Source organism: Pseudomonas sp. DWP2-2 (assembly GCF_049897065.1).
GTDB classification, from domain to species: Bacteria; Pseudomonadota; Gammaproteobacteria; order Pseudomonadales; family Pseudomonadaceae; genus Aquipseudomonas; species Aquipseudomonas paracarnis.
In genome coordinates, this window is the sequence record NZ_JAFCVN010000012.1 from 56,003 (window position 1) to 81,620 (window position 25,618).

Annotated in this window: 27 protein-coding genes; 17 read left to right on the forward strand and 10 right to left on the reverse strand. The window is 60.8% G+C overall.

The window, feature by feature from the left end; genetic code table 11:
• Window positions 1-133 precede the first annotated feature (133 nt).
• The 3 genes from ACP7CZ_RS22025 to ACP7CZ_RS22035 all read left to right on the forward strand — a co-directional run bounded on the left by ACP7CZ_RS22025 (window position 134) and on the right by ACP7CZ_RS22035 (window position 2,709).
• Window positions 134-910, forward strand: coding sequence for a hypothetical protein (locus tag ACP7CZ_RS22025; protein ID WP_034129195.1), 777 nt, complete (start codon window positions 134-136; stop codon window positions 908-910).
• Window positions 911-973: 63 nt separating this feature from the next.
• Complete coding sequence (dprA, locus tag ACP7CZ_RS22030) at window positions 974-2,077, forward strand: DNA-processing protein DprA (RefSeq protein ID WP_054898864.1); 1,104 nt, start codon at window positions 974-976, stop codon at window positions 2,075-2,077.
• 74 nt (window positions 2,078-2,151) lie between these two features.
• The gene (locus ACP7CZ_RS22035) at window positions 2,152-2,709 is read left to right on the forward strand and encodes an L-threonylcarbamoyladenylate synthase (protein WP_426175116.1); all 558 of its coding nucleotides are present in this window, start codon (window positions 2,152-2,154) and stop codon (window positions 2,707-2,709) included.
• 111 nt (window positions 2,710-2,820) lie between these two features.
• Here the strand turns inward: ACP7CZ_RS22035 and ACP7CZ_RS22040 are convergent, their stop codons facing one another.
• Entirely contained in the window at window positions 2,821-3,798 is a 978-nt protein-coding gene (locus tag ACP7CZ_RS22040) for a quinone oxidoreductase family protein (protein ID WP_034129198.1), read from the reverse strand.
• A gap of 178 nt (window positions 3,799-3,976) precedes the next feature.
• Between ACP7CZ_RS22040 and hemF the strand changes: the two genes are divergently transcribed.
• Together hemF and aroE are read left to right on the forward strand one after the other, a co-directional pair.
• Window positions 3,977-4,909, forward strand: a complete 933-nt coding sequence (hemF, locus tag ACP7CZ_RS22045) for an oxygen-dependent coproporphyrinogen oxidase (protein WP_014716294.1) — start codon at window positions 3,977-3,979, stop codon at window positions 4,907-4,909.
• A complete protein-coding gene (aroE, locus tag ACP7CZ_RS22050) occupies window positions 4,909-5,727 on the forward strand; it encodes a shikimate dehydrogenase (protein WP_034129199.1) in 819 nt (272 codons plus the stop codon). Before hemF ends, aroE begins: the two co-directional genes overlap by 1 nt.
• Before the next feature lie 128 nt (window positions 5,728-5,855).
• On the opposite strand, the gene ACP7CZ_RS22055 is transcribed toward aroE, so the two are convergent.
• From ACP7CZ_RS22055 to betC, 3 genes are all read right to left on the reverse strand, one after another.
• Window positions 5,856-7,424, reverse strand: coding sequence for a SulP family inorganic anion transporter (locus ACP7CZ_RS22055; protein ID WP_294191037.1), 1,569 nt, complete (start codon window positions 7,422-7,424; stop codon window positions 5,856-5,858).
• Window positions 7,425-7,646: 222 nt separating this feature from the next.
• Window positions 7,647-8,561: a choline ABC transporter substrate-binding protein gene (choX, locus tag ACP7CZ_RS22060; RefSeq protein ID WP_133633620.1), complete on the reverse strand. Its 915-nt coding sequence runs from the start codon at window positions 8,559-8,561 to the stop codon at window positions 7,647-7,649.
• Between the two features lie 18 nt (window positions 8,562-8,579).
• Window positions 8,580-10,094: a choline-sulfatase gene (gene betC, locus ACP7CZ_RS22065; protein ID WP_054920979.1), complete on the reverse strand. Its 1,515-nt coding sequence runs from the start codon at window positions 10,092-10,094 to the stop codon at window positions 8,580-8,582.
• Between the two features lie 103 nt (window positions 10,095-10,197).
• On the opposite strand from betC, the gene ACP7CZ_RS22070 reads away from it, so the two are divergent.
• From ACP7CZ_RS22070 to ACP7CZ_RS22095, 6 genes are all read left to right on the forward strand, one after another.
• A complete protein-coding gene (locus ACP7CZ_RS22070) occupies window positions 10,198-11,148 on the forward strand; it encodes a choline sulfate utilization transcriptional regulator (RefSeq protein WP_034129203.1) in 951 nt (316 codons plus the stop codon).
• 30 nt (window positions 11,149-11,178) lie between these two features.
• Window positions 11,179-11,505, forward strand: coding sequence for a DOPA 4,5-dioxygenase family protein (locus tag ACP7CZ_RS22075; RefSeq protein ID WP_014716300.1), 327 nt, complete (start codon window positions 11,179-11,181; stop codon window positions 11,503-11,505).
• 176 nt (window positions 11,506-11,681) lie between these two features.
• The gene (locus ACP7CZ_RS22080; RefSeq protein WP_034129204.1) at window positions 11,682-12,641 is read left to right on the forward strand and encodes a 2-dehydro-3-deoxygalactonokinase; all 960 of its coding nucleotides are present in this window, start codon (window positions 11,682-11,684) and stop codon (window positions 12,639-12,641) included.
• Between the two features lies 1 nt (window position 12,642).
• Window positions 12,643-13,263, forward strand: coding sequence for a 2-dehydro-3-deoxy-6-phosphogalactonate aldolase (locus ACP7CZ_RS22085; protein WP_054898859.1), 621 nt, complete (start codon window positions 12,643-12,645; stop codon window positions 13,261-13,263).
• A gap of 48 nt (window positions 13,264-13,311) precedes the next feature.
• Window positions 13,312-14,460 (forward strand): galactonate dehydratase, encoded by a 1,149-nt coding sequence (gene dgoD / locus ACP7CZ_RS22090; RefSeq protein ID WP_294191048.1) that lies wholly within the window; start codon window positions 13,312-13,314, stop codon window positions 14,458-14,460.
• 49 nt (window positions 14,461-14,509) lie between these two features.
• Window positions 14,510-15,814, forward strand: coding sequence for an MFS transporter (locus ACP7CZ_RS22095; RefSeq protein ID WP_032894350.1), 1,305 nt, complete (start codon window positions 14,510-14,512; stop codon window positions 15,812-15,814).
• A gap of 33 nt (window positions 15,815-15,847) precedes the next feature.
• On the opposite strand, the gene ACP7CZ_RS22100 is transcribed toward ACP7CZ_RS22095, so the two are convergent.
• The 3 genes from ACP7CZ_RS22100 to trpB form a co-directional block, all read right to left on the reverse strand.
• The gene (locus tag ACP7CZ_RS22100; protein ID WP_294191051.1) at window positions 15,848-17,506 is read right to left on the reverse strand and encodes an FAD-dependent oxidoreductase; all 1,659 of its coding nucleotides are present in this window, start codon (window positions 17,504-17,506) and stop codon (window positions 15,848-15,850) included.
• Window positions 17,507-17,693: 187 nt separating this feature from the next.
• Window positions 17,694-18,503 (reverse strand): tryptophan synthase subunit alpha, encoded by an 810-nt coding sequence (trpA, locus tag ACP7CZ_RS22105; RefSeq protein ID WP_054897254.1) that lies wholly within the window; start codon window positions 18,501-18,503, stop codon window positions 17,694-17,696.
• The gene (gene trpB / locus ACP7CZ_RS22110; protein ID WP_003187301.1) at window positions 18,503-19,729 is read right to left on the reverse strand and encodes a tryptophan synthase subunit beta; all 1,227 of its coding nucleotides are present in this window, start codon (window positions 19,727-19,729) and stop codon (window positions 18,503-18,505) included. Before trpB ends, trpA begins: the two co-directional genes overlap by 1 nt.
• A 108-nt stretch (window positions 19,730-19,837) precedes the next feature.
• On the opposite strand from trpB, the gene ACP7CZ_RS22115 reads away from it, so the two are divergent.
• A complete protein-coding gene (locus ACP7CZ_RS22115; protein WP_054897253.1) occupies window positions 19,838-20,734 on the forward strand; it encodes a LysR family transcriptional regulator in 897 nt (298 codons plus the stop codon).
• Between the two features lie 8 nt (window positions 20,735-20,742).
• Here ACP7CZ_RS22115 and ACP7CZ_RS22120 read toward each other — a convergent pair whose 3' ends face one another.
• Window positions 20,743-21,069: a DUF883 family protein gene (locus ACP7CZ_RS22120; RefSeq protein WP_003187304.1), complete on the reverse strand. Its 327-nt coding sequence runs from the start codon at window positions 21,067-21,069 to the stop codon at window positions 20,743-20,745.
• A 157-nt stretch (window positions 21,070-21,226) separates the two neighbouring features.
• Here ACP7CZ_RS22120 and ACP7CZ_RS22125 point away from each other — a divergent pair, with 157 nt between their 5' ends.
• Window positions 21,227-21,442, forward strand: coding sequence for a dodecin (locus ACP7CZ_RS22125; RefSeq protein ID WP_005783406.1), 216 nt, complete (start codon window positions 21,227-21,229; stop codon window positions 21,440-21,442).
• Between the two features lie 116 nt (window positions 21,443-21,558).
• A complete protein-coding gene (locus ACP7CZ_RS22130) occupies window positions 21,559-21,786 on the forward strand; it encodes a DUF1161 domain-containing protein (RefSeq protein ID WP_198715748.1) in 228 nt (75 codons plus the stop codon).
• Window positions 21,787-21,923: 137 nt separating this feature from the next.
• Here ACP7CZ_RS22130 and ACP7CZ_RS22135 read toward each other — a convergent pair whose 3' ends face one another.
• Window positions 21,924-22,925 (reverse strand): LLM class flavin-dependent oxidoreductase, encoded by a 1,002-nt coding sequence (locus tag ACP7CZ_RS22135; RefSeq protein WP_034129211.1) that lies wholly within the window; start codon window positions 22,923-22,925, stop codon window positions 21,924-21,926.
• Window positions 22,926-23,142: 217 nt separating this feature from the next.
• Between ACP7CZ_RS22135 and ACP7CZ_RS22140 the strand changes: the two genes are divergently transcribed.
• Both ACP7CZ_RS22140 and ACP7CZ_RS22145 read left to right on the forward strand, forming a co-directional pair.
• Window positions 23,143-23,574, forward strand: a complete 432-nt coding sequence (locus ACP7CZ_RS22140; RefSeq protein WP_003187311.1) for an OsmC family protein — start codon at window positions 23,143-23,145, stop codon at window positions 23,572-23,574.
• 212 nt (window positions 23,575-23,786) lie between these two features.
• Entirely contained in the window at window positions 23,787-24,026 is a 240-nt protein-coding gene (locus tag ACP7CZ_RS22145) for a DUF1161 domain-containing protein (protein ID WP_003187312.1), read from the forward strand.
• A 1-nt stretch (window position 24,027) separates the two neighbouring features.
• Here the strand turns inward: ACP7CZ_RS22145 and ACP7CZ_RS22150 are convergent, their stop codons facing one another.
• Window positions 24,028-24,450, reverse strand: coding sequence for a hypothetical protein (locus ACP7CZ_RS22150; protein WP_197900086.1), 423 nt, complete (start codon window positions 24,448-24,450; stop codon window positions 24,028-24,030).
• 110 nt (window positions 24,451-24,560) lie between these two features.
• Between ACP7CZ_RS22150 and ACP7CZ_RS22155 the strand changes: the two genes are divergently transcribed.
• Window positions 24,561-25,604, forward strand: coding sequence for an aminopeptidase (locus ACP7CZ_RS22155; RefSeq protein ID WP_294191071.1), 1,044 nt, complete (start codon window positions 24,561-24,563; stop codon window positions 25,602-25,604).
• Window positions 25,605-25,618: the final 14 nt, after the last annotated feature.

Consider the following 25,618-nt stretch of genomic DNA (forward strand, 5'->3'; position numbering starts at 1 on the left):
GCGTAATTGCTGCACATGTGAGGAAGAGACAAATCGGCGGTGGGATGGACCCATACGGCCGGTGTGAAACGCTCGGAAGCCGCGAAGGCCATGGCATTTCACGCGAACGCACATAATAAAGGAGATTCACCCCATGAGGAAATCGCTACTCGTCTTGCTGCTGTGGGCCCCGTTCGCCACGGCGTTGATTGCGCAACCCACTGAGCGCCTGGATCAGGCAGCGCAACAGGCCATCCAGCATTTTTTACTGCACAACCGTATTTTTGACTCGCCCGAGGACCTGGATAACGCGCCTTATATTATTGCGGCGCAAGGCGGGCGCGTGCTGGGTGCCAACGACGAGCGTGTGCATGCGCGCGGGCGTCTGGACCCGGCCCAGCCGAGCTACGGGATCTTTCGGCGAGGCAAGGCCTACACCGACCCCGTTACCCAGGAGTTACTCGGCATCAATGCCGACGACATCGGCACTGCGCGCTTTGTGCTTGCCGACAGCCTCACCACCCTCGCAGTGCAACGGGTGACCCAGGAAATCCGCCCAGGCGACCGCTTGTTGCGCGCCGAGCCTCCCGTTGCTTTGGCGAACCTGGAGCCGTGCAAACCTGCACCCTTGATTACAGGGCATATCATCGACATCCCCAAGGGCGTCACGCAGATTGGCGTGCTCGACGCTGTGACCCTGAACAAGGGCCGCCGCGATGGCCTGGTGGAGGGCCAACTGCTGACGGTGATCAAGGCTGGCGCCACCGTGCGAGACGCCCTCACCGGCACGCCCACGCCACTCCCGGATGAGCGAGCCGGCACCCTTCTGGTGTTTCGTACCTATGAAAAGCTCAGCTATGCCCTGGTGCTCAGTGCTTCACGGTCGCTAGCCGTGCAAGACCGTTTCGAGACGGCTGATCAAGCGCAATAAATAGCCTGCTAAATAAGTTACCAACAGAGTTATCCACAGCTTGTTCCGGTCAAGGATGATCATATGAATCCGATAAACAGTAGCGATATTTCCCCGGCAGAGCTGGAAGCCCGGCTACGCTTGCACAGGCTGCCAGAACTGGGGCCCAAGCGTTTTCACGTATTGATCGAAGCCTTTGGTTGCGCTTCCAAGGCCCTGAGTGCTCCCGCCAGCGCCTGGCATTCCCTCGGTTTGCCCGCCGTCAGTGCCGAGGCCCGACGTAGCCCCAAAGTCCGTGACGGTGCCAGTGAAGCGTTGGCCTGGCTGGGGCGCCCGGCCCAGCATTTGCTGATGTGGGACCAACCTGATTACCCGGCGTTGCTCGCGCAGATCGACGATGCGCCGCCGTTGTTATTCGTGGCGGGCGACCCCGGTATTCTGGAAAAACCACAGTTGGCCATGGTGGGAAGTCGGCGTGCCTCTCGCCCGGGCATGGACACGGCAGCGGCCTTTTCCCGTAGCCTGGCGAGCGCCGGTTTTGTCATCACCAGTGGGCTGGCGGTGGGCATTGACGGCGCGGCGCACCAGGCGGCATTGGACGTAGGCGGCCATACCATCGGCGTGCTCGGCACTGGCCTGGAAAATTTTTATCCACAGCGCCATCGCAGGCTCGCCGCGGCGATGATTGCCCAAGGCAGCGCCGTGGTTTCCGAATTTCCGCTGGATGCAGCGCCCCAGGCCGGCAATTTCCCACGGCGCAACCGGATTATCAGCGGGCTGTCGTTAGGCGTGCTGGTGGTGGAGGCCAGTATGGCCAGCGGCTCGCTGATCACCGCACGCCTGGCGGCGGAGCAAGGGCGCGAGGTGTACGCGATTCCGGGTTCCATCCACCACCCCGCCGCCAAGGGCTGTCATCAGCTGATCCGTGATGGCGCGGTGCTTGTGGAAACCATCGAGCACATTCTTGAAAGCCTGCGCGGTTGGCAGCGGTTGTCCCATGCTGCGCCGGTGCCCGTGATCCATCCGTTGGTGGCGCTGCTGCACGCGGCACCGCTTAGCAGCGAAGCCTTGGCGATTGCCAGCGGTCGGCCGTTGTCCCAAGTACTGGCCACCCTGACGGAACTGGAGTTGGAGGGCCAAGTGATTTGCGAAAGCGGGCGCTGGCTGGCGCGGTGCCCGCTTTTGTAATGGCCCGTTTTTGGCGCTAGGTTTTGTAACGAAGATCGGTAAACTGCCCAGAGCTTTAGTCCGGAGAGTAAACAATGGTCAACAGGTGGCGTGTGCTGGAAGCCGCACGGGAAATTCGCGCAGGCGCAGTGATCTCCTATCCGACCGAAGCGGTTTGGGGCCTGGGCTGCGACCCGTGGAACGAAGAAGCAGTGGATCGACTGTTGGCGATCAAGAACCGCTCGGTCGACAAAGGCCTGATCCTGGTGGCGGATAATATTCGTCAGTTCGACTTTCTGTTTGAAGATTTCCCGCAAACGTGGATCGAACGCATGGCCAGCACTTGGCCAGGGCCGAATACCTGGCTGGTGCCCCATCAAGACTTGCTGCCTGAATGGGTCACGGGTGTGCATGACACCGTAGCGCTGCGGGTCAGTGATCATCCGTTGGTGAGAGATTTGTGCGCCCAGGTCGGCCCGTTGATTTCCACCTCGGCCAACCCTCAGGGCCGCCCGGCGGCCCGCACGCGGCTTCGCGTAGAGCAGTATTTTCGCGGGCAAGTGGACTTGGTGTTGGGCGGCGCCCTGGGTGGGCGCAAGAACCCGAGCCTGATTCGGGACCTGGTGACGGGTGATGTGGTGCGCCCCTCGTAAGGTGCAGCTCGTTCCCACGCTCTGCGTGGGAACGCCGCATTGGACGCTCTGCGTCCGCTTGTGACGCAGAGCGTCACGGTATGCATTCCCACGCAGAGCGTGGGAACGATCTTAAGGCAGCAGAATGGTTGAGCCAGTCGTGCGCCGCGCCGACAACTCCGTCTGCGCTTTGGCCGCCTCCGCCAGCGGGTAGCGCTGGTTGATATCAATGCGCACCTTGCCGCTCTTGATCATCGAAAACAGATCGTCCGCCATCGCCTGCAAGTTTGCCGCACTGTTGGCGTAGGTCGCCAACGTTGGCCGGGTTACGTACAGCGAACCCTTCGCCGACAGAATCCCCAGGTTCACCCCATCCACCGCACCCGACGCGTTGCCGAAGCTCACCACCAAACCCCGTGGCGCCACGCTGTCCAGTGAGGTCAGCCAGGTGTCCTTGCCGACGCCGTCGTACACCACCGGGCACTTCTTGCCGTCAGTCAATTCCAGTACGCGTTGTGCGACATCTTCCTTGCTGTAGTCGATGGTTTCCCAAGCGCCTAGCGATTTGGCCAGGGCGGCTTTTTCCGGGGAACTGACCGTGCCGATCAACTTTACCCCCAGGGCCTTGGCCCATTGGCAGGCCAGGGAACCCACGCCCCCCGCAGCGGCGTGGAACAAAATGGTTTCACCGCCTTTGAGCTCATAGGTCTGGCGCAACAGGTATTGCACGGTCAGGCCTTTGAGCATGGCACCGGCGGCCTGTTCGAAGCTGATCTCATCCGGCAGGTGCACCAGGTTGGCCGCAGGCAACACATGCAGCTCGCTGTAGGCACCCAGCGGGCCGCTGCCGTAGGCCACGCGGTCGCCAACTTTGAATTGGCTGACTTCACTGCCCACCGCGTCCACCACGCCAGCGCCTTCCGCACCAAGGCCCGATGGCAGCGCGGGCGGCGCGTAGAGGCCACTGCGGAAGTAGGTGTCGATGAAGTTCAGGCCGATGGCCTCGTTGCGCACCCGAACCTGCTGTGGGCCAGGCTCCGCTGGCGTGTAGTCCACATATTCAAGTACTTCGGGGCCGCCATGGGCGCTGAACTGGATACGTTTGGCCATCTGCACTTCTCCTTGGGTTCGAATCTGCGTAGCCCCCTATCGGACTCCTAAGCTTGATCCTCGTCAACTGCTGCGCACCTAAGTGCAGTGGCATGTAGGCGCAGTGGTATCCTGTGCGCCCATTTGCCGCCGACGCCCCATGGGCCTCGCGTAGCTTTGCCCGATTCAAGGTGATGCCATGACTACCCGCACCGAGGCCGTTAAAGCCTACCTGCTTGACCTGCAAGACCGCATTTGCAGCGCCCTGGAAACCTTCGAGACGGACACTCGCTTTATCGAAGACGCCTGGACCCGGCCAGCCGGCGGTGGCGGTCGTACCCGTGTGATGGAAAACGGTTCGGTGATCGAAAAAGGCGGTGTCAACTTTTCCCACGTGTTTGGCAGCGGTCTGCCACCGTCTGCCAGTGCCCATCGCCCTGAACTGGCGGGCCGTGGGTTTGAGGCCCTGGGTGTGTCGCTGGTGATCCATCCGCATAACCCGCATGTACCGACTTCCCACGCCAATGTGCGGTTTTTCATCGCTGAAAAGGAAGGTGAAGAACCGGTGTGGTGGTTCGGTGGTGGCTTCGATCTCACCCCGTATTACGGCAATGAAGAAGACTGCATTCACTGGCACCGCGTGGCCGAGCAGGCCTGTGCACCGTTTGGCCCGGACGTGTACTCACGCTACAAGGCCTGGTGTGACACCTACTTCCACATCAAGCACCGCAACGAGCCCCGTGGCATCGGTGGCCTGTTCTTCGATGACTTGAACGAGTGGGGCTTTGACACCTGCTTCGCCTTCATCCGCGCCATCGGCGATGCCTACATCGATGCCTACCTGCCGATTGTGCAGCGTCGCAAGGCCATGGCGTACACCGAGCAACAACGCCAGTTCCAGGAGTTCCGCCGGGGCCGCTACGTTGAGTTCAACCTGGTCTATGACCGTGGCACCCTGTTCGGCCTGCAATCGGGCGGGCGTACGGAGTCGATCCTGATGTCGCTGCCACCTCAGGTACGCTGGAGCTACGACTGGAAGGCCGAAGCCGGCAGCGAAGAGGCGCGCCTCACCGACTACTTCCTGCAAGACCGTGACTGGCTCGGCGTTGCCGCGCCCAAGGCGGCGGTGTGATGGACCGTTATGTTGTGTTCGGCAACCCCATCGGCCATAGCAAATCGCCGCTGATTCATCGTCTGTTCGCTGCCCAGACCGGCGAACAACTGGACTACAGCACGATGCTCGCGCCGTTGGAGGACTTCACCGCCTGTGCCCGTGAGTTCTTCCAACACGGCCGTGGCGCCAACGTGACCGTGCCGTTCAAGGAAGAGGCCTATCGCTTGGCCAATACCCTGACCGAACGGGCGCAGCGCGCCGGCGCCGTAAACACTTTGAGCAAATTGGCTGACGGCACGTTGTTGGGCGACAACACCGACGGCGCGGGACTGGTGCGCGACTTGACGGTCAATGCCGGGCTGAGCCTGCAAGGCAAACGCATCCTGTTGTTGGGCGCCGGTGGCGCGGTACGCGGTGCGCTGGAGCCGTTGCTGGCGCAGCAACCCTCGTCGTTGATCATCGCCAACCGCACCGTGGAAAAGGCCGAGCGACTGGCTGAGCTGTTCGATGACCTGGGCCCGGTGTCTGCCAGTGGTTTCGACTGGTTGCGTGAGCCGGTGGATGTGATCATCAATGCCACGTCGGCCAGCCTGTCAGGCGATGTACCGCCGATTGCCGGCAGCCTGATCGAGCCGGGCAAGACCTTCTGCTACGACATGATGTACGCCAAGGAACCCACCGCATTCTGCCGCTGGGCGAGCGAGCAAGGCGCGGCGGTGGCGATGGATGGCCTTGGCATGCTGGTGGAACAAGCGGCGGAAGCCTTCTTGCTGTGGCGCGGTGTGCGTCCGGATTCGGCGCCCGTACTGGCCGAACTGCGCCGGCAATTGGCCTGATCCCACACGCTGATGTGGGCACACTTAATGTGGGAGCTGGCTTGCCTGCGATAGCAATAGGTCAGTTACCCATGTGCTGGCTGATCCACCGCTATCGTAGGCAAGCCAGCTCCCACAGTTGATCGGGTTTAGTCTTCGAAATGGAGGGGGCAGTTATCCGACCCCTCCAGCTTCATCAATTCCTCGACCACCTGCGGCCTGGCCCCACGCAACGTCAAGCTACGGCCCAACCCCGCCAACCGCCGCGCCTCCTGGTGCAGCATCTCCACCCCGGAATAGTCGATAAAGTTTATCTGCTGCGCCTCGATCACCACCCGCTCACCCTGCAGACGTTGCAGGCGCACTTGCAGGTAATGGCTGGCGCCAAAAAAGATCGAGCCGCCCACCCGCAACACATCCGCTTCACCGTCGCGCCAGTGTTGCACCCGTGGCTGCGAGGTGCGCTTGAGGTAGAAAAACAGCGACGCCAGTACCCCGGCATAGATCGCCGTTTGCAGCTCCAACAACAAGGTGGCGACACAGGTCAGGCTCATCACCACAAATTCGGCGCGGCTGACCCGGAACAGCGCACGAATGCCGCGGTGGTCCACCAGGCCCCAGCAGATCAGCAGGATACTCGCCGCCATGCTCGGGATCGGAATATGCGCGATCAACGCTGCGCCAAATAACGCGAATAGCGCCACCCACAGGGCCGAAAACACACCCGCCAATGGCGAACAGGCACCCGCCTCATAACTGAGGCCCGAGCGGGTGAACGATCCGGCTGACAGGTAGCCGGAAAAAAATCCGCCCACGATGTTGGATAAGCCCTGGGCGCGTACTTCCTGGTTGGCGTCGAGCAGTTGTTGCGAGCGGGCGGACAGCGAACGGGCAATCGACAGGCTGGTCACCAACCCCAGCATTCCCACCGCCACGGCACTGGGCAGCAGGCGCAGCACCAGATCCAGATCCATCGGCAACGGGCTGAACGGCGGCAGTTTGCCAATAAACGAACTGACCCGTGCCACATGCCCGAACATCGCCGGCCACAGCCATGCCGCCACGCTGCCCAACACCAAGGCGATCAACAGTGTCGGCCAGCGTGGCACCAGGTACTTGAGCAGCATACCTGTCAGCAACGTACCCAGCCCCAGGGCCAGGGACGCGTGGTCCCACTCGCCACGATGGTCGATCAGCGCCAGCAGGCCATTGATAGCCGTGGCCTGGCTCGGTAAATCCAAGCCGAGCAGGTTGGGCAATTGCCCCAAGGCGATCACTACGGCGGCACCCAGGGTGAAACCCAGCACCACCGAATGGGAGACAAAGTTCACCAACGCGCCGAAGCGCAGCAGGCCGAGCAACCATTGGAATACCCCGGCGAGGAAGGTCAGCAACAGGATGAGGGTGATGTAGTCCTGGGAGCCTGGCACGGCCAGTGGGCTGATGCTGGCGTAAAGCACGATGGAGATGGCGGCCGTGGGCCCGCAGATCAGGTGCCAGGACGAGCCCCACAGGCAGGCGATCAATACTGGGATGATGGCTGCGTAGAGCCCATATTCGGGTGGGAGACCGGCGATCAGTGCGTAGGCAATCGACTGCGGCAGCGCAAGCACAGCGCCGCTGAGGCCGACGATCGCGTCCCGGCCGACGCTGGCGCGGGTTTGGCGCGGCAGCCAGCGCAGGAAGGGCAAAAGTGTATGGCGGTTGGGCCGGGGCATCGCGGGCTCGGATAAAGGGTTTTGGCAAGAGTATCAATATGCATGGGTACCTGTGGGAGCTGGCTTGCCTGCGATGCTGGCGCCTCGGTGTGACAGGCATACCGGGGTGATGCTATCGCAGGCAAGCCAGCTCCCACAGGGTCAGCGGCAAGCGTCAGAGTTGATCGTTCCCACGCTCTGCGTGGGAATGCTGCTCGGGACGCTCTGCGTCCGATTTTAACGTCAGAGTTTGGCTTTTACCGCTGGCAACGCCTCCTGGCCGTCCAGGGTTTTCACCCCCTCCAGCCATTGGTCCAGGACCGCCGGGTTGGCCTTGATCCACGTCTTCGCCGCCTGCGCATTGCTGACCTTGTTGTTCGCCACGTCAGCCATGATGCTGTTCTCCATGGCCTGGGTAAAACTCAGGTTGGTCAGCAGTTTGCCGACATTGGGGCACGCTTGTGCGTAACCCTTGCGAGTCAAGGTATAGACGCTGCCGGTGGCACCAAAGTACTGCTCGCCGCCCTTGAGGTAGCGCATTTTCAGTTGCACGTTCATCGGGTGCGGGGTCCAGCCGAGAAAGGTGATAAAACGCTGTTTCTTCACCGCTCGCGAGACCTCTGCGAGCATCGCCTGTTCGCTGGACTCGATCAGCTTCCACTGCCCAAGGTCGAAATCATTCTTCTTGATGATCTCCTGCAGCGAGATATTGGCTGGCGCGCCGGAGCCAATGCCGTAGATTTTCTTGTCGAACTTGTCGGCAAATTTATTCAGGTCGGCAAAGTCATGCACCCCGGCGTCCCACACGTAGTCCGGCACGGCGAGGGTGAACTCGGTGCCCTCCAGGTTCTTCGCCAGTTGCACCACATCGCCGTTGGCCACGAACTTGTCGTAGAAGCCTTGCTGCGCCGGCATCCAGTTGCCGAGGAAGACATCCACCTGGCCGTCCTTGAGCCCGCCGAAGGTAATCGGCACCGCCAGGGTGTCGACCTTGGGTTGATAGCCCATGCCCGTCAGCAGGAAACTGGTGATAGCGTTGGTGGCGGCAATATCGCTCCAGCCTGGGTCGGCCATCTTTACCGTTTCGCAGCGGGTGTCTGCGTACACCTGGGCGCTGCTGAGCATCACCAAACTCAGTACCACGGTCAACTTTTGCATGGCCTTCCCTCTGTCTACTTATTGGTTTTGGCAGGGTTGTGGAAAACGTGCTTTGCGCTCCAGGTCATCAAGGTCGATATGGTTGCGCATGTACTGCTGACTGGCGTCTACCAGTGGCTGGTGATCCCAGCTCTTGAGCTTGCCATGGGTCAGCGCTTCAAACACCAGTCGGCGACGGCGTTGGCTGGCGAGCACCTGTTGATGGATCGCCGGGATATCCCATTTAGCCCGCGCTTCACGCAAGAACGCCTCGAACAATGGCCGATGTTCAGCTGACTGGCTGAGGTTTTCCTGCTCGCTCGGGTCGTTGTGCACATCGAACAATAGGCAAGGATCGTCCTCGCTGTAGATGAATTTGTAGGCGCCCCGGCGAATCATCATCAATGGGCTGACGGTGCCTTCGGCCATGTATTCGCCAAACACTTCGTCATGCCCGCCCTGCCCCTGCAAGTGCGGGACCAGTGAGCGGCCGTCCAGCGGCAAGTCCGGGTCCAGCTTGCCGCCGGCCAATTCCACCAGGGTCGGCAACAAGTCGGCGGTCGACACGGCCTGGGTGACGCGGCCAGCGGCGAACTGCCCCGGCGCACTGATCAGCAGCGGCACGCGGGCGGCCATTTCAAACCAGTGCATTTTGTACCAGAGGCCGCGCTCGCCAAGCATGTCGCCGTGGTCGCCAGAGAAAATGATCAGGGTGTCGTCGGCCAGGCCGGTCTCTTCCAGGGTCTGCAGCAGCTTGCCGACGTTGCTGTCGATGTAGCTGCACGCACCGAAGTAGGCGCGGCGGGCGTCGCGGATCTTATCCACAGGCAGCGGTTTGTCCCACAAGTCATAAACCTTGAGCAGCCGCTGGGAATGCGGGTCGAGGTCGGCCTGGGGCGGCGTCGCGGGCATTGGGATGTCGGTGTCTGCGTACAAGTCCCAGAACGGCTTGGGAATGGTGTAAGGGTCGTGGGGATGGGTCATCGACACCGTCAGGCAAAACGGCTGGTCACCTTCCTCACGGATATGGTCGAACAGATATTGCTGGGCTTTGAACACCACCTCTTCGTCGAAATCCAGCTGGTTGGTGCGCACGCACGGTCCGGCTTGCAGCACCGAGGACATGTTGTGATACCAGGTAGGTCGTACGTCTGGCTCATCCCAGTTCACTGCCCAGCCGTAGTCGGCGGGATAGATGTCGCTGGTCAGGCGCTCCTCATAGCCGTGCAACTGGTCGGGGCCGCAGAAGTGCATCTTGCCCGACAGCGCGGTGCGGTAGCCGAGGCGGCGCAAGTAGTGGGCATAGGTCGGCACATCGGCGGGGAAATCGGCGGCGTTGTCGTAGGCGCCGATCTTGCTCGGCAACTGGCCGCTGACCAAGGTGAAGCGCGACGGTGCGCACAGCGGGCTGTTGCAATAGGCGGCGTCGAACACCACGCCTTGTGCCGCCAGGCGGCTGAGGTTGGGCAGCTTGATCGGGGAAGGCCCGTAGAACGGCAGCATCGGCGCGGCCATCTGATCGGCCATGATGAAAAGAATGTTCTTGCGCTTCATGGTTTCTCGGCATTCCATAGGCAGTGTTTATGCCAATGAGCATGCGGCCCATGAATTATGGGGTAAAGCCCATGAGCAGCAATGACTAGGATAAGTTGAGCTTATGTATGAAGCGCTGGGTGACCTCTCTCTCGATTTGCTGCGCGCCTTTGAGGCAGCGGCGCGTCATCGCAGTTTCACCGCGGCCGCGATGGAGCTGGGCACCACCCAACCGGCGGTCAGCCAGCAAATCAAACGCCTTGAAGAGCAACTGGCGATCCGCCTGTTTGATCGCATTTACCGCGGCATCGAACTGACTGACGCCGGTGCCCTGCTGTTCGAGCATGTGCAAGGCGGCCTGCAGAACATCAACCAGGGGCTCGGCGCCATCACTCAACAAAGCCAGCATGAAGTGCTGCAAGTCGCCACCGACTTTGCCTTCGCCGCCTATTGGCTGATGCCACGCCTGCATCGTTTTCACCAGGCCAACCCGCAGGTGGATGTCAGCCTGGTCACCAGTGAGCGCAACCCGGCCACCCTGCGCAGCGATATTGATGTGGCGGTGCTGTTCGGCGATGGCCGTTTCAAGCAGGGCGAGAGCCTGTGGTTGTTCAATGAGGAAGTGTTCCCGGTGTGCAGCCCACAGTGGCTCAAGGAGCAGGTCGCGCCCCTGACGGTGCAGACCTTGCAAGACTGCCCGTTGCTGCACCTGCGCCAGGAAAACAACAGCCAATGGTTTGACTGGAACGGCGTGTTCCGCGAACTGGGTATCACGGCTGCGCCGACCCCGGGGCAATTGCGCTTCGACAACTACACCTTGCTGATCCAGGCCGCGATTGCCGGCCAGGGCGTCGCCATCGGCTGGCGCCACCTGGTGGATAACCTGCTGGAGCAGAATTGGCTGTGCCGGCCGATCAGCTCCACGGTGATCTCGCGCTTGGGCTATTACGTGGTGCAACCCCAGCGCAAACGCCGCGGACAGTTGGTGGACCGCTTTGTCGAGTGGCTTGTGGCGGAACAGGCCAACAGTGCGCACTCGTTGACCGGGCTGGCCCTGCCGTCGATTGCGGTCTAGGATCGGCGCACAGTGGAACCGGAGTCAGTCATGCAACGTATCAAGGGCTACCACGCCCATATCTATTTCGACGCCAGCACGATTGAGCAGGCGCGCACGCTCTGTGAGGACGCCGCCAAGTTGTTCCCGCTGCGCATGGGCCGTGTGCACGAGCGGCCCGTGGGCCCGCACCCGGATTGGAGTTGCCAGCTGGCGTTCGAGCCGGAATATATCGGTGTGGTGTTGCCGTGGCTGGCGCTGCATCGCAATGGTCTGGTGGTGTTCCTGCACCCTGAAACCGGTGACGACCTCAAGGACCACACCGATTACGCCATCTGGATGGGCGCGATGCGCGAGCTGGACTTGTCGATTTTTTAACCTTCCTTACCCGATAAATCCGCGGCCTTCCCTAAGTAAAAACAAGAATGTTTGTAGGATTTATCTTGTATTGTCTCATTATATGGGATTGATATTTATATATTGAGATATTCCGCTCCCTAGGTTTATATTCGCCCATCTGCTTTTTTCAGCACCCACTCATTTCAGGTGAAGCGATGCAGGCGCAATTGATCGCGCTCGATTGGGGGACCAGCTCCCTTCGTGCTTACAAACTCGGCCCCGCGGGCGTTGTGCTGGAACAGCGCTCTCAAGCCTGGGGCATCATGCATTTGCCCACAGAGCCCCGGGAAATAGCCGGTGTGCTATGCACTGACGGCTTTGAACTGGCGTTCGATAGCGCCTGTGGCGATTGGCTTGATGCCCAGCCCGGGCTGCCGGTAATCGCTTGCGGCATGGTCGGCAGCGCACAGGGTTGGAGCGAGGCGGCCTATCGCAGCACGCCCGTGGATGTCGCCAGTCTCGGCCAGGCATTGCATGGCATACGCAGCCTGCGTGGGGTGCAGGTGCATATCGTGCCGGGGGTGATCGAGCAAGTGGGTCTGCCCAATGTCATGCGTGGCGAAGAAACCCAAGTGCTCGGCGTACTGCAAGGGCTTGGGCCCCAGGTGTTGATCGGCCTGCCCGGCAGCCATTCCAAGTGGGTCGAGGTGGTGGAAGGCCGCATTACCCATTTCGATACCTTCATGACTGGCGAAGTGTTTGCGGTGTTGAGCAAGCACAGCATCCTGGGGCGTACCCAACAAGCGAGCGAGCAGTTCCAGGCCGAGGCGTTTGATCAAGGCGTGCGCGTGGCGCTGTCCAACGATGGCCAGCGTGGCGTGCTTTCAACCCTGTTCAGTGCCCGTACCCTTGGGCTCACTGCGCAGCTGGCGCCCGACCAGCAACCCGATTACCTGTCTGGCCTGCTCATCGGCCATGAGCTCGCCGGCTTGCCAGATTCGGCCAAACATCAGCCGATCATCCTGGTCGGCGCTGCTGCACTTTGCGCCCGCTATCAACGCGCCCTCGCCCTTTGCGGATTTGCCCACGTCAGCCTGGCGCAAGAAGCCACCGAGCGTGGCCTGTGGCAACTGGCGCAAGCCGCCGGGCTCATTCGACCTGTACTGGAGGCCTGACATGCTCAAGCAAGCACTCGCACAAAACGGTTTGATCGCCATCCTGCGCGGCCTACGCCCCGACGAAGCCCAGGCGGTCGGCCAAGTGCTGTACGACGCGGGTTTTCGCGTGATCGAAGTGCCGCTCAACTCGCCAGACCCTTACGCCAGCATTCGCACCCTGCGCGACAGCTTGCCCGCCGATTGCCTGATCGGTGCCGGCACGGTGTTGACGCCTGAGCAGGTCGAACAGGTCAAGGCGGCCGGAGGCCAGGTGATCGTCATGCCCCACAGCGATGCCAAGGTGCTGCGTGCCGCCAAAGCGGCGGGCCTGTACTTGTCGCCTGGGGTAGCCACGCCTACCGAAGCCTTTGCCGCACTGGCCGAAGGCGCCGATGTGTTGAAGCTGTTTCCGGCCGAGCAGATGGGCCCTTCAGTGATCAAGGCATGGCTGGCGGTATTGCCGGCGGGCACGTTGCTGCTGCCGGTGGGCGGCATTACCCCGGACAACATGCAGGTGTTTACCGACGCCGGCGCCAAGGGCTTCGGATTGGGTTCCGGGCTGTTCAAGCCGGGCATGACAGTGGATCAGGTTGCGAGCCGTGCCCAGGCTTATGTCGCCGCCTGGAAAGCCCTGAGCTGAGAGCATATTCCGCGCCCACAGGCGCTGCATCTATAAGAGAGACAAGAGATGAAAATCACCAAACTGACGACCTTTATCGTTCCGCCGCGCTGGTGCTTCCTCAAGGTCGAAACCGACCAGGGTGTGACCGGCTGGGGTGAGCCTGTGGTCGAGGGCCGCGCTCACACGGTGGCCGCCGCCGTCGAAGAACTGTCCGACTACCTGATCGGCAAAGACCCTCGCAATATCGAAGATATCTGGACCGTGCTCTATCGCGGCGGCTTCTACCGAGGCGGCGCGGTACACATGAGCGCCCTCGCCGGCATCGACCAGGCGTTGTGGGACATCAAGGGCAAGGCCCTCGGTGTGTCGGTCAGCGATCTGCTGGGCGGACAGGTGCGTGACAAAATCCGCGTGTATTCATGGATCGGCGGTGACCGCCCCGCCGACACTGCCCGTGCCGCCAAAGAGGCGGTGGCCCATGGCTTCACAGCCGTGAAAATGAATGGCACCGAAGAATTGCAGTTTGTCGACAGCTTCGAAAAAGTCGACCTGGCCCTGGCCAATGTCGCTGCTGTGCGCGATGCGGTCGGCCCTAACGTGGGTATTGGCGTCGACTTCCATGGCCGCGTGCACAAGCCGATGGCCAAGGTGCTGATGAAAGAGCTCGACCCGTACAAACTGATGTTCATTGAAGAGCCGGTGCTCAGCGAAAACTACGAGGCGCTGAAAGAACTGGCCCCGCTGACCAGTACGCCGATCGCCTTGGGTGAGCGCCTGTTCTCGCGCTGGGATTTCAAGCGGGTGCTCAGCGAAGGCTACGTCGACATCATCCAGCCGGACGCCTCCCACGCAGGTGGTATCACCGAAACCCGCAAGATCGCCAACATGGCCGAAGCCTACGACGTGGCCCTGGCCCTGCACTGTCCGCTAGGCCCGATTGCCTTGGCGGCATGCCTGCAACTGGATGCGGTTTGCTACAACGCGTTTATCCAGGAGCAGAGCCTGGGTATTCACTACAACGAAAGCAACGATCTGCTCGACTATGTGCGTGATCCAGGCGTATTCGACTATGACCAGGGCTTTGTGAAGATCCCCAACGGCCCAGGTCTGGGCATTGAGATCAACGAGGAGTATGTGGTTGAGCGCGCGGCCATCGGCCATCGCTGGCGCAATCCGATCTGGCGCCATGCCGATGGCAGTTTTGCCGAGTGGTGATTTCCACCTGATTGAAACGCGCTCAACAAATATAAAAAGAGGCACCCCCATGCACCCTGAATCCCTCACCGGGCAGGCTTCTTTAGTCACGCCTAGCAGAAAGCGCTTTTTCATCATGGTGCTGCTGTTCATCACCGTGGTCATCAACTACCTCGACCGTAGCAACCTGTCGATTGCCGCGCCCGCGCTGACCAGCGAGCTGGGGATCGATCCGGTGCAAGTCGGGCTGATTTTTTCTGCCTTCGGCTGGACCTACGCCGCCATGCAAATCCCGGGTGGCTGGCTGGTAGACCGGGTGCCGCCGCGCATTCTCTACACGGCCGCCCTGCTGCTGTGGTCGATTGCCACCGTGATGCTCGGTTTCGCCGCCAGCTTTATCGCGCTGTTCGTGCTGCGCATGGCCGTGGGCGCGTTGGAGGCGCCGGCCTATCCCATCAACAGCCGTGTGGTCACCACCTGGTTTCCCGAGCGCGAGCGCGCCACGGCTATCGGCGTCTATACCTCCGGGCAATTCGTCGGCCTGGCGTTCCTCACTCCGGTACTGGCGTGGCTGCAGCACCAGTACGGCTGGCACATGGTGTTTGTGGTGACCGGTGGCGTCGGCATCCTGTGGGCCGCGATCTGGTACGCGGTGTACCGCGAGCCCAAAGATTTCAAAGGCGCCAACGAAGCCGAAATCCAACTGATCCGCGACGGTGGCGGGCTGGTGGACATGCAGGCTAAAACCGTCAAGGCACCCTTCAGCTGGACCGACCTCGGCATCGTGCTGAGCAAACGCAAGCTGTGGGGCATCTACCTGGGCCAGTTTTGCCTGAACTCCACGCTGTGGTTCTTCCTGACCTGGTTCCCGACGTACCTGGTGAAATATCGCGGCATGGACTTTATCCAGTCTGGCTTGCTGGCCTCCTTGCCGTTCCTGGCCGCGTTTGTGGGCGTGCTGTGTTCTGGGGTGTTTTCCGATTGGCTGATTCGCCGTGGGGCATCGGTGGGCTTTGCGCGCAAGTTGCCGATCATCAGTGGGCTGCTGATTTCCACGGCGATCATCGGGGCCAACTATGTGGACTCGACGGGGTGGGTCATCGCGTTTCTGGCGGTGGCGTTTTTCGGCAATGGCCTGGCGTCGATCACCTGGTCGCTGGTGTCGACCTTGGCGCCTGCCCGTCTGTTGGGGCTGACCGGCGGGGTGTTCAACTTCATCGGCAACCTGGCGGCAATTGCCACGCCTATCGTGATTGGCTTTCTGGCCAGTGGCTCGTCATTTGCGCCGGCCATTACCTACATTGCGGTCCTGGCGCTGCTCGGCGCGCTTTCCTACATATTGCTGGTCGGCAAAGTCGAGCGGATCGAGCTGTAAAAAGGGCGACCTTCGGGTCGCCCTTTTTTCGTTCTACTGCACCGACATCTCGTTGCGAAATATATTGTGCGGGTCCCAGCGCTGCTTGGTACGGCGCAAGCGGCTTTCGATCATCAGATCGGGAAAGAAGATTTTGTACCACTGGGGGTTTTTGCCGTTGGCCGGATTACCGCCTGTGTAGGTCATGTCGAGGTCGGGGTAATTGATGTAGCAGCCTTCGAACGCATTGTTGAGCGGTACGCCTTGCGCATCGGCAAACGCATTGACGTACAGCCCTCGGATCCAGTCGGCATGGGCTTGATCCGCGGCCGCGCTGTCGTCGTGCCAGTAACACTGGGGTTGCCACTTGAGGAAGGACGAACGCTGGGCGGCCGACGACTCCTTGCGCACGGGCGCGCTGGCGGCGTTGATCTGGCCGCCGAAGGACTGAATCTGGATCAGGCTTTGTGTCAGGTGGTTGTCAGGGTCCGGCCAGGTCAGGGTAGTCCAGATGGCCTGTAGCACTTGGGGGCTGAACTCACCTTTCTGATAGGCCGATTTATAGCGCCCACGCTGATTGTCTCCCGAACCATTCAATGTTTGCTGGCACACCAGCCAGTCCAGGCGCCGCGCCGCAGCCTGGGCGGATGAGACTGAGTCGATGGGGCGCCCGCCGGCTGTGCCGGGCGGCAAATGGACCACATGAAACGGCACCAGCGACTCGGTGGCAGGTAAGCCGACGGCCGTGAGCATCTTGTCGACAAAATCATCGAAGGGCGCACGGTCGTTCAGCTCACCCTCCTTGTCCACATAATGGATACCCAAGGTGATATTGCCTGTGTGCTCGTGGCGCATTTCCAGTTTGGTCGCCAGGCCCCAGGTGTCCGGGTTGCTCTGATGACTGGCGAACCATCTCTGGTAAGCCACCAGCAGATTGTTAAGTGCATCCTGGGTCAGTGCTGACCAATCCCATTCCAACACCAGCCACAGTACTTCTTTGGGGGCCGGTGGCAGGTCCTTGAAGTAATAGCTGGTGATAATGCCGAATTGACCACCCCCCGCACCGCAGCACGCGGCGAACAGGTCCAATTCGTCCTGTTGGGTGCTGTCCCTGCTGACATGGCGCGGTTCTAGCCCTTTGCCTTGGCTGTCAGGCACCAGGATATCGACCCCGCTGAGCCAGTCACACACCAGTCCATACTTGCGCGACAGCAGCCCATAGCCGCCACCGCAAATGTGTCCGCCCAGGCCCACGCTATAGCATGAGCCGCCGGGCAAGGTTTTGTTGGCCAGCTTGTACAACGCGCCATAGGCGTCCCAGTTCTGGCCGCCGGCCTCCAGGCGAAAGCGGTAGCGAAAGGGCTGCGTGGGGCGCAGCTCGGAACCGATCTGGCCGCTGGCATCGTAGATCACTCGGTTCAGCGCGCTGATATCCAGGATCGACAGCACCTCATTCGGGCTGTCGGGCATCTTGTTGGCGACAAACCCTTCGTAGCAATGACCGCCGCTGCGTACGGTGATGCGTCCATTGGGCAGGGCCAATGCCTGGGCGGCGGCGTCCATGATGTCTTGCGGGCTGCGGCAAAGGTAAATCAGGTTGGCGCCATTGGGCGAAGACTGGCCCTGCACATTGCCCAAGGGCCAGCGCAGATTGAAACCCTTTTGCAGGGTTGAGTGACGACGGTCTGAAACGGTGACGAGATCAAATGCCATGATGTACTCCTAAGAGCCAAGAATGACTTCTGATGCGGCTAACTTAACGACCGAGGGGCAAGGACTGCGGGGCTTGCGAAGGTGGTTAGACGGCAAAGGGCACGAAGTGCATTAAAAAAGGAGGTGGGCGACATGCCCACCTCCTTTGAAGCCTAGCGTATAAGCTGCGGTCGTTGCGCCGTGCAACTTACTTGCGTGCGTTGCGCACACCTTCCGACAGCGCTGCGCACAGGGTCAGCACGCCATCAATGGCTTGCTGATCGTTCTTGGCCGTGGCGATGTGATCGATCAGCGCCGAACCCACTACCACCCCGTCCGCCAAGCGTGCGATGGCCGCTGCCTGGTCGGGTGTGCGGATACCAAAGCCGATGCTGATCGGCAGGTCGGTATGGCGGCGCAGGCGGGCCACGGCTTCTTCGACGTGTTCCAGGGTGGCGGCACCCGCCCCGGTGACACCGGCGACTGACACGTAATACACAAACCCGGAGCTGCCATTGAGCACAGTAGGCAGGCGCACGTCATCGGTAGTCGGCGTGGTCAGGCGGATAAAGTCGATACCTGCGGCCTGGGCCGGGTCGCACAGCTCGCCGTTATGCTCGGGGGGCATGTCCACCACGATCAGGCCGTCGACGCCAGCTGCCTTGGCATCGGCAATGAACTGCGACACGCCGTATTTGTGGATCGGGTTGAAATAGCCCATCAACACCAGCGGCGTGTCGTCGTTGTCCTGGCGGAACTCGCGAACCATCTGCAGGGTTTTCAACAGGTTCTGCTTGGCGCCCAGTGCGCGGATATTGGCCAGCTGGATGGCCGGGCCATCGGCCATCGGGTCGGTGAAGGGCATGCCCAGCTCGATCACATCGGCGCCGGCGGCCGGCAAGCCCTTGAGGATCGCCAGCGAGGTGTTATAGCCGGGGTCGCCAGCGGTGACGAAGGTCACCAGGGCGGCGCGATTTTGTTCTTTAAGTTGCGCAAAGCGGGTTTGCAGGCGGCTCATCAGTGTTTCTCCTGCTTGGACTGTTCCATATGGTGCATCACGGTCTGCATGTCTTTGTCGCCACGGCCCGAGAGGTTGACCACCATCAGGTGATCTTTGGGCAAGTTTGGCGCGCGCTTGAATACTTCAGCCAGGGCGTGGGCGCTTTCCAGTGCCGGAATGATCCCTTCCAGGCGGCAGCATTTGTGGAAGGCTTGCAGGGCCTCATCGTCAGTCACCGAGGTGTACTGGACGCGGCCGATGTCATGCAACCAGGCGTGTTCCGGGCCGATGCCGGGGTAGTCCAGGCCTGCGGAAATCGAGTGGGCGTCGATGATCTGACCGTCGTCGTCCTGCAGCAGGAAGGTGCGGTTGCCGTGCAGCACGCCCGGTACGCCGCCGTTGAGGCTGGCAGCGTGCTTGCCGGTTTCGATGCCATGGCCTGCGGCTTCAACACCGATGATCTCGACGCTGGTGTCATCCAGGAATGGGTGGAACAGGCCCATGGCGTTGGAACCGCCGCCGATGCACGCCACCAGGCTGTCCGGCAGGCGGCCTTCCTGGGCTTGCAACTGGGTGCGGGTCTCCTTGCCGATCACGGCCTGGAAGTCGCGCACCATCGCCGGGTATGGGTGTGGCCCGGCCACGGTACCGATCAGGTAGAAGGTGCTGTCGACATTGGTTACCCAGTCGCGCAGGGCTTCGTTCATGGCGTCTTTGAGGGTGCCGGTGCCGGCGACCACGGGGATGACCTCGGCGCCCAGCAGCTTCATGCGGAACACGTTGGCCTGCTGGCGCTCGATGTCGGTGGTGCCCATGTAGATCACGCATTGCAGGCCAAAGCGCGCTGCCACGGTTGCGGTGGCCACGCCGTGCATGCCGGCGCCGGTCTCGGCGATGATGCGTTTCTTGCCCATGCGCCGGGCCAGCAGGATCTGGCCGATGCAGTTGTTGATCTTGTGCGCGCCGGTGTGGTTGAGCTCTTCGCGCTTGAGGTAGATCTTGGCGCCGCCGCAGAACTCGGTCAGGCGTTCGGCAAAATACAGCGGGCTTGGGCGCCCGACATAATCGCGCTGAAAGTAGGCCAATTCTTCATTAAACGCCGGATCTACCTTCGCCGCTTCGTATTCACGGGCCAGGTCGAGAATCAACGGCATCAGGGTTTCAGCGACGTAGCGGCCGCCGAACGCACCAAACAGGCCGTTGGCGTCAGGGCCGTTGCGTAGATCGGTCTGGGACTGAGTCATGGGACGCTCCAGGAAAAATGTGTTTAAAGGCAATGACGGTCACTCTACTCGTGACGCTCTGACCTGAAAACCGATAAGATCGCCGCAACCTGTCAGGAAAACTCACAGATGAGCCGCGACCTTCCTCCCCTCAACGCCCTGCGCGCTTTTGAAGCCACCGCTCGCCTTAACAGCGTCAGCCAGGCTGCGGAGCTATTGCACGTGACCCATGGTGCGGTCAGCCGCCAGTTGAAAGTGCTGGAGGAGCACTTGGGCGTGAGCCTGTTCATCAAGGATGGGCGCGGCCTTAAACTCACAGATGCTGGCGTCAGGCTACGAGATGCCAGCAGCGAGGCTTTCGAGCGTTTGCGCGACGTGTGCGCCGAACTCACCCAACGCGGCGCTGACGCGCCCTTCGTTCTTGGTTGTTCAGGCAGTTTGCTGGCGCGTTGGTTTATCCCTCGGCTGGGGCGGTTGAATGCTGACTTGCCGGATTTACGCTTGCACCTGTCGGCAGGCGAAGGCGATCTGGACCCGCGCCGCCCGGGGCTGGATGCCTTGCTGGTATTCGCTGAGCCGCCGTGGCCGGCGGATATGCAGGTGTATGAGCTGGCCAGCGAGCGCATCGGCCCGGTCTTGAGCCCCCGCTTCGCCGGTTTTGAACAACTGCGTCAGGCCCCAGCGTCGGATCTGCTGGAGCAACCCTTGCTTCACACCACCTCACGTCCGCAAGCCTGGCCCAGTTGGGCACGGCAACACGGCCTAGAGCCCGGCGCGCTGAAACTCGGCCAGGGGTTTGAGCATTTGTATTATCTGCTGGAAGCGGCGGTTGCCGGCTTGGGAGTGGCAATTGCGCCAGAACCGCTGGTGGCAGAGGACCTGCGAGCGGGTCGCCTGGTGGCGCCTTGGGGGTTCAGTGAAACCCCGGCGCACCTGGCGTTGTGGCTACCCAAGCGCGCCGCAGACGGGCGCGCCGGGCAGTTGGCGCAATGGCTCAAGGCTGAGCTGTTGCGTCAACCGATGTAACCGGTCAATCAGTCACCGCGTTTGCACAGCAGATAAGCCGCCAGCAGGCCCAGCGCGCCAACGGCGACACCGGCGGTCGTCCAGGGGTGCTCTTGTGCGTAGTCACGAGTGGCAGCGCTGGTTTCGCGGATTTTGACTTTGCTTTCTTCGTAGGCGTCGCTGATCAGGTGGCGAGAGTGCTTGAGGGCGTTCTCGGCATTGCTTTTCAAGGCCTTCAGCGTTTTGCGCGACTCATCGGACGCGTCGTCCTTGAGGCTCTCCAGCGATTTGAGCAGGCTCGAAATCTCGGCTTCCATGCTTTCCAGCGACGCTTTGCGTAAAGAAGTGTTGGCCATGTGGACATCTCCTGAAGTGATTGAGTGGCGTGTGTAGATACCGACTGCGCCGGTTCCAGAAAGTGCAGTAATTCTGAACTTTCGCCTCCCAACGGTCGCCTGAAGCAGTACGCACATTCGCTGCTAGTCTTGATTGACGACCTAAAGGAGAAACGCCATGAGTGATCATCACACGTACAAGAAAGTCGAACTGGTAGGCTCTTCCACCACCAGTATCGAAGACGCGATCAACAATGCCCTGGCTGAAGCCAACAAAAGCATCAAGCATCTGGAGTGGTTTGAGGTGACCGAAACCCGTGGTCACATCAAAGATGGCAAGGCTGCGCACTTCCAGGTCACGCTCAAAGTGGGATTCCGCATTGCCAGTAGTTGATCGGCAGAGTTGAACTTTGCCCGCTGGCCGATTGCCATAACCTGCGCTACAAACAACGGGTGCCGACGCGATGAGCGTCGGCACGCTCTTTTTGATCAGCGCAAGGAAAGTAACGGATGAAGAAGTTTCTGTTAGCGGTAGGGTTGTTGAGCATTGCGGGTACCGCTATGGCGGCGGGCAAGCCTTGTGAAGAGCTGAAAAGCGAAATCGCAGCGAAAATCGACGCCAACGGCGCTTCGGGGTATTCGCTGGAAGTGGTGGACAAAGGTGCTACGCCAAGTGACCACACGGTAGTTGGCACCTGCGAAGGTGGCACCAAGGAAATTGCCTACAAGCGCGGCTAACCCCGTGCTGTATAAGCGACGCACCTGTGGCGAGGGAGCTTGCTCCCGCTGGGCTGCGTAGCGGCCCCAAAAAAATGGGAGCGCTGCGCACTCCAGCGGGAGCAAGCTCCCTCGCCACAGGTCTATCGTTTTACCATTCAGCCCTTCATCACTTGTGCAAGCAGCTCGTAGGAATGAATCCGGTCTGCGTGCTCATACAGGTCACTGGTAAAAATCAGCTCATCGGCACCGGTCTGCTCGATCAACACCTCCAACTTGCCGCGAATCTTCGCCGGGCTGCCCACCATGGCCAAGCCGAGGAAGCTACCGACCGCATCTTTTTCATGGGGCAACCACAGGCCGTCCATGGTTTTTACTGGAGGGCGCTGCACCAGGCTCTGGCCGCGCATCAACGCGAGGATGCGCTGGTACACCGAGGTGGCCAGGTAGTCGGCCTGCTCATCGGTGTCGGCCGCCACCAGCGGAATGCCGAGCATCACGTAGGGCTTGTCCAGTACGGCTGAAGGCTTGAAGTGATTGCGATACACGCGAATTGCCTCATGCATCAAGCGCGGTGCGAAATGGGAGGCGAAGGCGTAAGGCAAGCCACGCTCACCGGCCAATTGTGCGCTGAACAGGCTTGAACCCAGCAGCCACACCGGCACATTGGTGCCGGTGCCCGGTACCGCGATAACCCGTTGGTCGGGCGTACGCGGGCCGAGGTAGGCCATCAGCTCGGCCACATCTTCGGGGAAGTCATCGGCACTGCCGGAGCGTTCACGGCGCAGGGCGCGGGCGGTCATCTGGTCGGAACCGGGCGCGCGCCCCAGGCCCAGGTCAATACGACCGGGGTAGAGGCTTTCCAGCGTACCGAACTGCTCGGCGATCACCAGTGGCGCGTGGTTTGGCAACATCACCCCGCCAGACCCCACGCGAATGGTCGAGGTGCCGCCTGCCAGGTAACCGAGCAGTACCGAGGTGGCCGAACTGGCGATGCCGTCCATATTGTGGTGCTCAGCTACCCAGAAACGGTGGTAGCCGAACTTCTCCACATGCTGGGCCAGGTCCAGGGAATTGCGCAGCGACTGCGCCGGGCTGCCGTTGGCGCGTACGGGCACCAGGTCGAGGGTCGAGAACTTTACGTCGGACAGCGATTTCATAAGCCTGCTTCTCCAATGGGGGCGCAGGCTTTCTAGACGAACCAAAACCTGCCGCTTCATGTGCATGCTCTATGCAATGAGGGCATATACCCGAGATTCAATAGGTAGCTCTGAAATTTCCTACTGGATTGCTAGGTTTCTCTTACGAATGAACTTTGTTTTGACGTCTATCCTCAGAACCCTTACCGACGCAAAACCACCGTTCGAGGAGAAAGCTATGAGTATCGTTAAAAAGGCATCCGCGCATTGGGAAGGCGACCTGAAGACTGGCCTGGGCTCCATTTCCACCGAAACCGGCGTGCTGCGCGAAGCGCCCTACGGCTTCAAGGCCCGTTTCGAGGGCGGCAAGGGTACCAACCCTGAAGAATTGATCGGCGCGGCTCACGCCGGCTGTTTCTCCATGGCGTTTTCCATGATTCTTGGCGACGCCGGGCTCAAGGCTGACAGCATCGACACCCAGGCCGAAGTGACTCTGGACCAGGTCGAGGGCGGCTTTGCGATTACAGCAGTGCATCTGATCCTGAAAGCCAAAATCCCAGGCGCGAGCCAGGCGCAGTTCGATGAACTGAGCAAAAAGGCCAAGGAAGGGTGCCCGGTGTCCAAGGTGCTGAATGCGACCATCACCTTGGATGCCACGCTGGTCAACTGACACAGCAGTCATCTTATGTGGGAGCGGGCTTGCTCGCGAATGCGGTGGATCAGCCGATATCTTCGGTGACTGATACTCCGTATTCGCGAGCGAGCCCGCTCCCACATTTTTAGTCCTGCGTAAAATCAGAACTCGTGTTTGTAAAATGTGGTCGAATAGCCCATGCAGCCTAGGCGCACACTCGTGCGCAGCGCATTCAGGGAGCTCCACACATGAAACGTTTTGCCTTGGCAATCATCTGCGGTGTATTGGCCACTTCGGCCGTGGCCGCGCCAAAAGATTGTGAAGAGCTCAGGAAAGAAATCGAAGTGAAGATCCAGGCCAAGGCGATTCCGTCCTACACCCTGGAAATCATCACCGCCGAAGAAGCCAAGAACCATGACGAAGCCATGATTGTCGGCTCATGCGAAAACGGCACCAAGCGCATCATCTATCAAAAGAACAACGACTGACTCAGATGCAGTTCACGCTGCGCTCTTGGGCCAATAGTTGGCGGGTTGAGTCGTACAGCCGGATGTTGGGCGTGAACGCCAGTGAGCGCCCTTCCAGCACATAGCGCTGGCCGGCCTGAAAGTGGTCGTACTGCAGCGTCATGAAGCAGGTGCGATACATCATCTGGCTGAGGCCACCCAGGCCGCCGCCAGCGGGCACTTCAAAGTCAAAGCGCACCATCAGCTCGTGAGGGCCGGGAGGCATTTGAAAAAAGCGCCCGTCGTCGAGGTTTTTCCCGTCCAGGCGCTGAGCCATTACCAACTTGGAACCCGGGGTGGGCGTGGTGAAATCGACCCAGGCCTGCTGCGGGTCCACGGGGGGGATGGGGGTCGAGGCGCAAGCGCTGAGGAATACAGCGGCGACGGGAAGCAAGAGCGGGCGCATGGCAAGTACTCAACACGAGAAGAGGCTTGAGTATAAACACGCCACGCCGTGGAAAAATCCCCGGCAAGCGCGATAGTCTGGCGAACCCATCACCCAGGAGCAGTCAGTGCATGATCAGGCGTTTTCTTCCAGGACTGATGGTTTTGCTGCTCAGCGGCTGCTCCAGTGTCAGTTATTACAGCCAGTTGGCGAGTGGCCAGTGGCACCTGTTGCGGGCACGGGAGCCGGTTGCCGAGGTCATCGCCGACCCTGCTCGCCCGCCACTGCTGCGCGAGCATCTGGCTCAATCGCAGAAAGCTCGAACCTTTGCCAGTGAACACCTGCATCTGCCGGACAATCAAAGTTACCGGCTTTATGCCGATATTGGCCGACCCTATGTGGTCTGGAATGTCTTCGCCACGCAGGAATTTTCTCTGTCACCCCAGAACCATTGCTTTCCCATCGCCGGTTGCGTCGCCTATCGCGGCTACTACAACCAAGGTGCGGCCCGGGGCGAGGCGGCGCTGTTGCGGCAACGGGGCATGGATGTGTCGATCGGCGGCGTGGAGGCCTATTCCACCCTGGGCTGGTTCAACGACCCGATCATGAGTTCGATGATGAGCTGGGGCGATGAGCGCCTTGCCACGCTGATTTTCCATGAGCTGGCCCACCAGCGCTTCTACGTGAAGGATGACACCGAGTTCAACGAGTCCTATGCCAGTTTTGTCGAGCAGGAGGGCACGCGCCAATGGCGTGCGGCGCGGGGCTTGGCGCCTGTCAGCGATGCGGCGTTGAAGCAACGCGATCAATTTATCCGGCTGATTCTCGATACCCGCAAACGTCTGGAGGCGTTGTACGCGCAGCCGTTGGTAGCGGACGCGATGCGCCGGGCCAAAGCGGCGCAATTCGAGCAGTTGCGCAGTGAATACCGGCACCTGCGTGATAGCCAATGGGGTGGAGACAAGCGTTATGACGCCTGGATTAACCAGCCGATGAATAACGCGCGGCTTTTGCCGTTTGGGTTGTATGACCAATGGGTGCCGGCGTTTGCGGCGTTGTTTGCGCGGGAAGGCGGGGATTGGGTTAGGTTTTATGCGACGGTGGAGCGGTTGGGTGGGTTGCCGGTGGAGCAGCGTAAAGCGGCGTTGAGGCAGTTGGAGAAGGTTGGCCGTTAGGCCTCTTCGCAGGC

Coding starts and splice junctions, on each gene's coding strand:
- ACP7CZ_RS22025 (WP_034129195.1), top strand. CDS start 134: ATGAGGAAATCGCTACTCGTCTTGCTGCTGTGGGCCCCGTTCGCCACG.
- dprA (WP_054898864.1), top strand. CDS start 974: ATGAATCCGATAAACAGTAGCGATATTTCCCCGGCAGAGCTGGAAGCC.
- ACP7CZ_RS22035 (WP_426175116.1), top strand. CDS start 2,152: ATGGTCAACAGGTGGCGTGTGCTGGAAGCCGCACGGGAAATTCGCGCA.
- ACP7CZ_RS22040 (WP_034129198.1), bottom strand. CDS start 3,798: ATGGCCAAACGTATCCAGTTCAGCGCCCATGGCGGCCCCGAAGTACTT.
- hemF (WP_014716294.1), top strand. CDS start 3,977: ATGACTACCCGCACCGAGGCCGTTAAAGCCTACCTGCTTGACCTGCAA.
- aroE (WP_034129199.1), top strand. CDS start 4,909: ATGGACCGTTATGTTGTGTTCGGCAACCCCATCGGCCATAGCAAATCG.
- ACP7CZ_RS22055 (WP_294191037.1), bottom strand. CDS start 7,424: ATGCCCCGGCCCAACCGCCATACACTTTTGCCCTTCCTGCGCTGGCTG.
- choX (WP_133633620.1), bottom strand. CDS start 8,561: ATGCAAAAGTTGACCGTGGTACTGAGTTTGGTGATGCTCAGCAGCGCC.
- betC (WP_054920979.1), bottom strand. CDS start 10,094: ATGAAGCGCAAGAACATTCTTTTCATCATGGCCGATCAGATGGCCGCG.
- ACP7CZ_RS22070 (WP_034129203.1), top strand. CDS start 10,198: ATGTATGAAGCGCTGGGTGACCTCTCTCTCGATTTGCTGCGCGCCTTT.
- ACP7CZ_RS22075 (WP_014716300.1), top strand. CDS start 11,179: ATGCAACGTATCAAGGGCTACCACGCCCATATCTATTTCGACGCCAGC.
- ACP7CZ_RS22080 (WP_034129204.1), top strand. CDS start 11,682: ATGCAGGCGCAATTGATCGCGCTCGATTGGGGGACCAGCTCCCTTCGT.
- ACP7CZ_RS22085 (WP_054898859.1), top strand. CDS start 12,643: ATGCTCAAGCAAGCACTCGCACAAAACGGTTTGATCGCCATCCTGCGC.
- dgoD (WP_294191048.1), top strand. CDS start 13,312: ATGAAAATCACCAAACTGACGACCTTTATCGTTCCGCCGCGCTGGTGC.
- ACP7CZ_RS22095 (WP_032894350.1), top strand. CDS start 14,510: ATGCACCCTGAATCCCTCACCGGGCAGGCTTCTTTAGTCACGCCTAGC.
- ACP7CZ_RS22100 (WP_294191051.1), bottom strand. CDS start 17,506: ATGGCATTTGATCTCGTCACCGTTTCAGACCGTCGTCACTCAACCCTG.
- trpA (WP_054897254.1), bottom strand. CDS start 18,503: ATGAGCCGCCTGCAAACCCGCTTTGCGCAACTTAAAGAACAAAATCGC.
- trpB (WP_003187301.1), bottom strand. CDS start 19,729: ATGACTCAGTCCCAGACCGATCTACGCAACGGCCCTGACGCCAACGGC.
- ACP7CZ_RS22115 (WP_054897253.1), top strand. CDS start 19,838: ATGAGCCGCGACCTTCCTCCCCTCAACGCCCTGCGCGCTTTTGAAGCC.
- ACP7CZ_RS22120 (WP_003187304.1), bottom strand. CDS start 21,069: ATGGCCAACACTTCTTTACGCAAAGCGTCGCTGGAAAGCATGGAAGCC.
- ACP7CZ_RS22125 (WP_005783406.1), top strand. CDS start 21,227: ATGAGTGATCATCACACGTACAAGAAAGTCGAACTGGTAGGCTCTTCC.
- ACP7CZ_RS22130 (WP_198715748.1), top strand. CDS start 21,559: ATGAAGAAGTTTCTGTTAGCGGTAGGGTTGTTGAGCATTGCGGGTACC.
- ACP7CZ_RS22135 (WP_034129211.1), bottom strand. CDS start 22,925: ATGAAATCGCTGTCCGACGTAAAGTTCTCGACCCTCGACCTGGTGCCC.
- ACP7CZ_RS22140 (WP_003187311.1), top strand. CDS start 23,143: ATGAGTATCGTTAAAAAGGCATCCGCGCATTGGGAAGGCGACCTGAAG.
- ACP7CZ_RS22145 (WP_003187312.1), top strand. CDS start 23,787: ATGAAACGTTTTGCCTTGGCAATCATCTGCGGTGTATTGGCCACTTCG.
- ACP7CZ_RS22150 (WP_197900086.1), bottom strand. CDS start 24,450: ATGCGCCCGCTCTTGCTTCCCGTCGCCGCTGTATTCCTCAGCGCTTGC.
- ACP7CZ_RS22155 (WP_294191071.1), top strand. CDS start 24,561: ATGATCAGGCGTTTTCTTCCAGGACTGATGGTTTTGCTGCTCAGCGGC.